Origin of the sequence: Colwellia sp. MB02u-10, assembly GCF_014077185.1 — a bacterium.
In the GTDB taxonomy this organism is placed as follows: domain Bacteria; phylum Pseudomonadota; class Gammaproteobacteria; order Enterobacterales; family Alteromonadaceae; genus Cognaticolwellia.
This window is the reverse complement of sequence record NZ_JACGVK010000122.1, coordinates 1-9,368: the sequence shown is the minus strand read 5'-3', so window position 1 is coordinate 9,368 and position 9,368 is coordinate 1. Positions and strand designations below refer to the sequence as shown.

Below are 9,368 nucleotides of genomic sequence, written 5' to 3'. Positions count from 1 at the left end.
CATTTATATTTATATTTATATTTATTTATTTATTTATTTATATATATAACGATTTAATTTTCTCTAAGCGCCATATCTTTAGCGCGTAAAATAGGGTTTAAAATATATTCAAGTACGCTTCTTTTACTCATAATCACATCCACAGAAGTCAACATTCCAGGAATGATAGCCATATCCTTTTTGTCTTTACTATGAATCTTCGAATCTTTTGTCTTGATTCTTATTATGTAAAAAATATTGCCTTCCTCGTCTTGGGTTGTATCTGCACTAATATGCTCCACGGTGCCAGTAAGACCGCCATAGCGAGTAAAGTCATATGCGGTGATTTTGACCATAGCTGGTAAACCAATATGAATAAAACCAATATCTTTAGGTAATATTTTTGTTTCAATTAACAATTTGTCTTCCGTCGGTACGATTTCCAAGAGCGCTTGCCCAGGTTTAATTACGCCACCTAAGGTACTGATATAAACTGTGTTAATCGTCCCGACCACAGGAGAGCTAATCAATGCTTTTTTAACTTTATCTTGAACGCCCACCTGCGCTTCCGTGATACGAGAGTATTTTGACTGTAACTCATTAAGTTGTTCACGAGCATCTGAACGGAAGTTAAGTACCTCTTCACGACGTTTTAAAACCGCTTCCTCAAATGCTGACTGCTGTTTAGATTTTATCGTACGCAGTGATTTTAATTCCCCCTGGGCATCATTAAAGGTTCGCTCTAGTCTCAATAGATCAACTTCTGGTACGATATTTTTTTCTGCCAGCGGCCGAGTTAACGTAAGCTCTCTATTTAGTAGCTTCAAACTAGCTTTCAAAGTTCCTATCTTTAAATCCTGATTTTTTATTTCTTGTTGCCTTTGTATTATTTGATACCCTTGTATGGCCAATTTATTTTCAAGATTGTTAAGCCGACCATTATACTCATCCTGTTGATATAAAACCAATTTTGGGGAGTTTTCATTTACATCATCAGGAAACTTTAAGCGCAACTTACTAATATTAATTTGTAATTTCCAGTTAGGTACATCAGTAACTAAAATACTGGTTAATTCAGTTTGTAAGCGAATAATATCTGCGCGTAGCGAATCCACTTCTTTATTCTGCTGTGCCATATCAGAGCGAAAACGAGTGTCATCAATACGGGCCAACAGTTGACCTTTTTTAACTGACATCCCTTCCTTAACGTACAGTTCCTGTAAAATCCCACCATCAAGGCTTTGAATAATTTGCATCTGGGTTGATGGAATCACTTTACCTTCTCCTCTGGTGACACGATCCAATTCCGCAAAATAGGCCCAAACAAAAAAGCAGACAAATAGTGCCGCTAATGACCAGATGATTAAACGATGAATACTCGGTGCTTGTGTTAAAATAGCACCGTAAACATCGTCCGCCATTTCTAGATCTTCTTTAGTTATTTTCATTGTTTTACTGCTGCGGCTAATGCGCCACTTTTAAGCTTCGCAAGGATTGATTCCTTGTCACCATCGGCTACTAAACGGCCATTATCTAACACAATGATGCGGTCAACTAATGTTAAAAGATGCATTTTATGAGTAATTAATATTAGCGATCTGTCTTTAGCGGTTTGTACCATAGAACGCATAAACTGTCGCTCAGCTCGCGCGTCAAGGCTTGCCGTCGGTTCATCCAACAACAAAATTTTCGGATCATTTAGAATTGCCCTTGCTAAGGCTACAGACTGGCGCTGCCCACGTGACAAAGATTTCCCCCCTTCACCTACCTGTAAATCTAACCCTTCTGATTCAAGGTCGGTAAACATTGACACGCCGGATAATTGAGCAGCACGCATCACTTGATATTCAGTTACCTGGCGCGTGCCAAACAATATATTATCTTTAATTGAACCATGAAACAAAACGATATCTTGGGCTAGATAACCAAAATTACGGCGCAAATCACTGGGGTGGACCTGTCCTTGATGTAAACCATCGTAGCGCATACTGCCGAGCGTAGGTTTAAACAAACCTAATAACAACTTTGCCAAGGTACTCTTACCTGAGCCATTGCGGCCGATAATAGCTATTTTTTCTCCTGGTCTGATTTGTATCGATAAAGGATGTAAGGCAGGTTTACTACTGTTAGGGTAACTAAAGCCAATATTTGCAACCGCAATATGGCCTTCTAATTGAGGCCGACTCGGTAATTGCCCCTTATTTTCAAATTCATCCTCTTGCCCCATAATGCCATCAAGCTGTCGCAAAGAGGTCACGGTTTGATTATAACGAGTCATTAACGCAGCCACTTTTGCCATCGGACCAACTGCACGGCCTGTTAACAACACAGCAGCAATAATTCCACCCATTGAAATCAAGCCATCAGAAACGCGATATACACCGAGCACCAGTACCGCAACACTGCTCATCTGCACAATAAAACTGGAAAAATTGGTCACTGAATTAGTGATCATTTTTGTTTTCAGCTGCCAGTTTGAGGTGTGGCCCAGCATCTGTTGCCAGGTATTTTGTACGACACCTTCTGCCCCATTGGCTTTAATCGACTCCAACGCAGATAAACTTTCAATGAGATGCCCGTGACGCAAGCCAGAGAATTTATTACTCTCTTCAATAGCAAAACTCAATTTTGACTGCTTCATTAATGCATAACCAATAATTAGCACGCTAGCAACAATAGAAAACACCGCTAAATCGCCGGCCACTAAATAAATAATAAAGATAAATAACAAGGAAAAAGGCAAATCCACTAATGCAGTAATGGTTGCCGATGATAAAAACTCGCGAACACTATCAAACTCACCGAGCTGCTTGGCCATGCCTCCCACACTGGGCGCACGCTTTTCCAGCGGAATATTAACGGCTTTGGAAAAGAGCTTGGAAGAGACTTGAATATCAATCTTTTTACCGGCCATGTCGATTAAATAGCTGCGCAACTGCTTTAAAATCAGATCAAATATATAAGCAATTGAAGCACCAATCGCTAATACCCACATGCTTTCAAAGGCCAGATTGGGTGCCACTTTATCGTAAACATTCATCACTAATAAGGGGGAAACTAGTGCAAAAATATTGACTAAAACTGAAGCGATTATAACGTCGCGATAGATCGGGGCCGACTCGCGGATATGGTGCAATAACCAATGTTTTTTGGTACCGCTAATATGGACATCAAAATCACGATCAACAGCGTATTTTTTCTTAATTAAAAACAAATAACCGACATAAATAGACTCTAATTCCTCCACGCTAATGTGTGTTTCGCCGCCTGTTTCAGGCATAGTCAGGATTACTTTATTTGACTTAATGTCGAGTGCTTGCAATATGCACGCTTTTTGATCTTTAAGTAGTAAAATGCAAGGTAATAGCATTTTTGGAATACTATTTATGTTTTTACAGCTTAATTTTGCAGTTAATTCTGCACGGGCGGCCGCTTGTGGTAATAATTCAGGAGAAAGGTAACTGCTTGTAAACGGCAGCCCTGCAACTAAGGCATCGGCAGAACACGGGCTACCAAAATGCTCACTTAGTAATACTAGACAATTCAAAAGTGGGTCTTCGCCAAAACACTGGCCAGCATGAATTGACCACTGTTTTTCTTTTTCAGCTGAAGAAGTCATCAAAAAATCTCTTTAGAAAGGGAGCAAAGCATACAAAGGTACCAGGCAGGAGTGTCGATCAGCCCAGTATCAGCAAACGACGCACCTTAGTTTTAGTGAGGCGCTTACGCGCTAGTATAAAATCGAACACCACTATCGACGTTAGTCGATTTGGTGGTGAGCAAATGGTCGCTGTTGCCGCCCGTACTCATGACGACACAATCAGCGAGTTGTCTGAAAGCATCTCAGCGATGATGTCGGTATTTGAACCAGTGCCGCCCGCATAAGTTTGCAAATCAGTATAGGCGATGTTATCCAAGGTAATCGTCTGCCCTTCTCCTCCAGCAGCCGAACCATTGGTGTCTACCGTGATCAGGGTTCCACCTCCGGTGCTAGCACTGAAGTTTAAGTAGTCATCTAAGCTCGCTGCGTCGCTAGACTCACCCACTAAAAGATCTGCTAGATCAAGCACATCACCAGTTGTACCTAGAGAAAAATCCTGAATGAAATCGCTACCCGTTTCATTCAGGTTCCACTTGAAGGTGTCTCTATCTGTGCCACCAATCAAGTTGTCGCTACCTGCGCCTCCAATCAAGGTGTCTTCACCCGTGCCACCCAATATGATGTCGTTATTTTCGCCACCATTCAGGCTGTCGACACCTGTGCCACCAAACATGAGGTCTCCACCTGCGCCACCCACCAGAATATCGTTACCTGTGCCTCCATCCATGAGGTCGTGGCCTGTGCCACCAGTTAAGATGTCGGCACCTGTGGTACCCATAATCTCTTGAGATACATCCGTCGTGTCTGCAGGAATGGTAACTACCTTTAGCGTTACATCAGGATCACTTGCGTGGGTATATGAATCCATTGGACGCGATACACCATCAATTATTGTTGATGTATCCGTAGTGCTTTTAGTCCATGTACCGTCGAGCGTTACAGTGTCAGCGTCATCTTTTAATATCGTTAGCGTCTTATTACTATCGGTTATAGCAATTACACCATCCAAGGTAATGTTACTTAACGTATGATTGCCATTTTTCGAAAGGTCGATAATTTCGAAATTTTTAGGTAATGTAAGCGTGGCGAGATCGATACTGGTCGCCGACGAAAATAAGAGAGTATCGGTATCGTCTCCACCATCAATTACAGTATCATCTGTACCAAACACGATAGTGTCATTTCCAGCACCACCATTCATGGTGTCGGCAGCTGTACCACCATCAATGAAGTCATTACCTGCATCACCATTCATGATGTCTGCACCTAAACCACCATGCATGGTGTCATTTCCATCTCCAGCATTCATTGTTTCGGCCCCGCCTAGACCCCACAGGATGTCATTTCCATCTCCAGCATTCATGGTGTCGGCACCTGTTGGGGTACCCCACAAAATGTCATCACCACCAAGAGCATTAAAGACGTCGGCACCTTCCACACCGAACATGAGGTCGTGGCCTTCGCTACCCGCCAAGGTTTCTGCTCCGGCTACCCCCATCACTAGCGAATAAGATTCAGCTTTCAGCGTGTCTTCCACTGGTGAGTCAACCACGGGGCCAACCTGAACATTTACGTTGGCTGTTTCGCTCACTCCGCCGGATGTCACTGTGTATGTGAAAGTTGCTATTCCGTTGTAAGTTACTAACGTCGGTGTGAAGACTAATTTAGCGTCAACTAGTGTCACACTGCCGTTATCAACCGCTACGGCAGCACCGCCTTGTGTAATTGCACTGCCGTTGACTGCCGTAATCGTCCCCGTATTTTCAAATGCGTCGTTAGCCAGAACATCAATCGTTAATGATGAAACTGATGGGGCCTCTTCTGTACTTGCAAGTCCCGCAAGTCCTGCCGCAAGACCTGTTGCAGCATCAGTGTTAGCCTCAAAGACTAAATCACTAGTCGTAATGGTGTCGTCAATCGTTCCCATTAGTGTCAGTTCTGCCACATTGATACCTGCAGTACCCGCTTCTACATACTGATAAATCGCCGAACCGTTAGGTGCACTCACAATAAAGAAAGCGACGTCACCGACGTTCGCGTTAGTCCAATCTGCTCCACCTTCCAGTGCAGTCGCTGACAAAGCTGCCGTACTCGCTGCGGTTGCAACATTCGTAGACAAAAAGTAAACATTGCCCGCAGTCACCGTCAAGGCACCGTTCACTGCAGTTGTTGCAGTCTGTGTAGTCATTGCGTCCAGATTCAGCTTGTCCGTACCTGATGTAAACTGTGTGATGGCGTCACTACCGTTGGCCGTTGCAGTTGAACCGAAAATCACGACATCTTCGACACCATCACCAGTTCCAAGCCAGATTATGTCATTGCCAGCACCACTGTCGATGATGTCTGCACCTGCAGCGGCGTTGATTCTGTCATTTCCAGAACCACTGAAAATAATGTCATTACCAGCACCTGCGGCTATGGTGTCGTTGCCTGCAGCACTGAGGACAATATCATTACCCTCTCCTGAAGTAACAGTGTCATTACCCGAACCACTGAGGACAATATCTGCCCCCCCTGTCGTGGTAACAGTGTCATTACCCGCGCCACTGACGACGAGGTCTGCACCAGCGCCAGTGCTTACAGTGTCATTACCCGCACCACTGAGTATGGTACTTGAACCCCCACCTACATTGGTGGTTGTAATGGTGTCGTTACCTGTACCAGCAACCACCTTTGTGTTACCGCTACCTGTAGTAGTAGTGGTAATGGTGTTGTTACCGTCGCCGGCCATGATCATATTGTGACCATTGACATTGGTAGTGGTCATGGTGTCGTTGCCTTTGCCCATCCCCACAAAGTTGCCACCGGTACCTGTGACTGTGGTGGTGATGATGTTGTTGCCGTCACCAGCACAGATAACGTTGTTACCGTCAACCGTAGTGGTGGTGATGGTGTCGTTACCCTCCAGCGTGACGATACTGTTGTTGCTGGCGCTCGTTGAAGTGGTGGTGATGGTGTCGTTACCGCCCAGGCCGTGGATCACGGTGTCGGTGCTTGTGGAGCCGACGGTGTAGGTATCACTGGCCGTTGAAAGGGCAGCCTGTCCATCGACGATAGGTGTGTCGTCAGCAGGAACAGTGTCACAAAACCCTGTGCTTGTCGGAGTATATGAAACTGAATCATCTGTGATATCGACCACAGGAGTCATGTTTATTGCTACGTTTCCGGTAGTCACTACTGAGCCTGCACCTGTACTTGTCACTGTAAGGATTACTGAGCCGTTATAATCTGCTGTACCTGCGTAAATCAAGCCGTCTAGAGCGTCGTTAATCTGTGCTGTCGTACCTGTTATTGTGACACTTTCACTTCCGTCGTTAGTGATCGTAGCACCCGAAGATATCGATGCTGTTAAGGTACCACTAGCTATGCTAATAGTTGTTGTAGTCACATCACTCGCCACTGTAATTGGATTACTGGTAGAAGTGCTAAATACCAGCGCCACGTCTTCTGCTGTGATCTGACCGCCTGGCACGGTATTGACCTCCGGAACCGCATCCATGTCGTTGTCGGTAATACTGCCGGTGCCGGCGACGCCGCCGACCGACAGAACAAAGGTTTGGTCTGATTCATCGATCGTGTCGTCGAGGGTCGGCACGGTGACGGTGAAGCTGGTCGTGCCGGCCGACACGGTCACCAAACCGGTACCGTTGTCATAGCTCGCGCCAGAGCTGAACGTCATCGCGTTCGTATAGTCAGCGCCCAGCAGCGCGGAGCCGTTGTTGAGCGCCAGGGCGAACGAGGTTGCGGTCGCCGAAGTGCCAGACAGGTTAACCGTGAATTCAGCGGTCACGCCCTCAACGACCGTCACATTGTTGATACTACCGCCTGAATCACCAACATGGGTAATAGTCGGTACAGCGTCGTTGTCAGTTATAGTACCCGTGCCTGCAGCAGTGTTAGCACCGCCGACATCACCGATTGAGAGTGTAAAAGCCTCTGTCGGCTCATGGTCTGTATCATTAGTAGTTGGAACTGTCACTGTGAAGCTAGTTACACCAATTGGTACGCTGATTTGTCCAGTATCCGAGTCGTATGTGACACCGTCACTGAAAACCATGGCATTAGTATAATCGCTTGTTAAATTCGCTGAACCAGCAGTAAGTACTAAATCGTATGCGCCAATGGCTGTAGTAGCATGCGATAGACTGACTGTGAAAACAGCAGATATTCCCTCAAGGACGGTTACATTATTGACAGAGCCCGACGCATCACCGATATGGTTTATAGTTGGTGGAGAGTCGTTATCGAGAATGGTGCCGATTCCCGTCTGACCACCAACGTTCAAGTTGAAGGTCTCGTCGGTTGTTTCCACAACCGCATCGTCGACAGTCCGCACCGTGACCGTAAAGCTGCTAACGCCTGTCGGCACACTGACACTGGTGCCATCGTCATTGAGCGTTACACCGTTGCTGAACTTCATCGCGTCCGTGTATTCGGAAGTGGCTACGCCGTTGACCGTTAGGTAGTCGCTGGTTATCTGCGCGGTGTCGTTGGTTAGCCCCAAGTCGTACGAGCTTGCGAACGACGTAGCGCTCGACAAAGTGACCGTGAAGACAGCCAACGCGCCCTCGTCAACCGTCACATTGTCGCCGAAGCCGCCCGCATCTCCAACGCTGATGACGGTCGGGGCAGCAGCTACCGTGATGGTTAATTGTCCAACATCAGTAAGTGTTCCATCCGTTACTGTGTAATTAACTGTATCGGTACCATTGAAGTTTGCTAATGGTGTATATGTGTATGAGCCATCCGCTGCAAGCACTAATGTTCCGCCATTAGCTGTTGTAAATGTTCCCGCTGTAACGCTTAAGGTATCTCCATCTAAATCTGTATCATTAAAATCTAAATCTACAGTTGAAGTAAATGGTGTATCTTCATTTGCATTGATTGCATCATCGACTGCTACTGGTGCATCATTTACAGGAGCTACTGTGATGGTTAATGTTGATGTATCTGTATCAGATGTATCAGTATTATCTTGGATTGTATAGGTTGCCGTTGGAACAGAACCGTTAAAGTTTAAAACGGGTGTAAAGTCGTATGTACCATCTGCTTTAATAGTAAGGTCACCTTTACCTGCGATAGTTACTGTAGCGCCAGCTGCATGAACAGTTGTATCTCCAGCCACTGTAAATGTAGTGATTGAGTGGCTTGTACTATCTGCATCTACAAGGTCACTAAAGAGATTAGCACCTACGATATTTGTGTCTTCGTTTGTGTTATGAGTCTCATCTCCATCAGTAAATGCATTCACCGTGATAGCAAGTGTTGATGTATCTGTATCAGAGGTATCAGTATTATCTTGGATTGTATAGGTTGCCGTTGGAACAGAACCGTTAAAGTTTACAACGGGTGTAAAGTCGTATGTACCATCTGCTTTAATAGTAAGGTCACCTTTACCTGCGATAGTGACTGTAGCGCCAGCTGCATGAACAGTTATATCTCCAGCCACTGTAAATGTAGTGATTGAGTGGCTTGTACTATCTGCATCTACAAGGTCACTAAAGAGATTAGCACCTACGATATTTGTGTCTTCTTTTGTGTTATGAGTCTCATCTCCATCAATAAATGCATTTGTAACTGCAGCTACCGTGATGGTTAATTGTCCAACATCAGTTGCAGTTCCATCCGTTACTGTGTAATCAACTGTATCGGTACCATTGAAATTTGCTGCGGGTATATAAGTGTATGAGCCATCCGCTGCAAGCGCTAATGTTCCGCCTTGCGCTGTTGTAAATGTTCCCGCTGTTACCGTTAAGCTGTCTCCATCTAAATCGGTATCGTTAGCAGC

At 45.2% G+C, this 9,368-nt stretch carries 3 protein-coding genes and 1 pseudogene; all 4 read right to left on the bottom strand.

Features of this window, described 5'->3' with window-relative positions; all coding sequences use genetic code 11:
- Positions 1-53: 53 nt before the first annotated feature.
- Positions 54-1,427: an HlyD family type I secretion periplasmic adaptor subunit gene (locus H4J59_RS11960; RefSeq protein ID WP_182239678.1), complete on the bottom strand. Its 1,374-nt coding sequence runs from the start codon at positions 1,425-1,427 to the stop codon at positions 54-56.
- The gene (locus H4J59_RS11955) at positions 1,424-3,598 is read right to left on the bottom strand and encodes a type I secretion system permease/ATPase (RefSeq protein ID WP_182239680.1); all 2,175 of its coding nucleotides are present in this window, start codon (positions 3,596-3,598) and stop codon (positions 1,424-1,426) included. The genes H4J59_RS11960 and H4J59_RS11955 overlap by 4 nt, the downstream gene beginning before the upstream one ends.
- A 187-nt stretch (positions 3,599-3,785) precedes the next feature.
- Positions 3,786-9,029, bottom strand: a complete 5,244-nt coding sequence (locus H4J59_RS11950; RefSeq protein WP_404852022.1) for a beta strand repeat-containing protein — start codon at positions 9,027-9,029, stop codon at positions 3,786-3,788.
- A gap of 123 nt (positions 9,030-9,152) precedes the next feature.
- A pseudogene (locus tag H4J59_RS19860) lies at positions 9,153-9,368 on the bottom strand (Ig-like domain-containing protein); the annotation flags it as partial.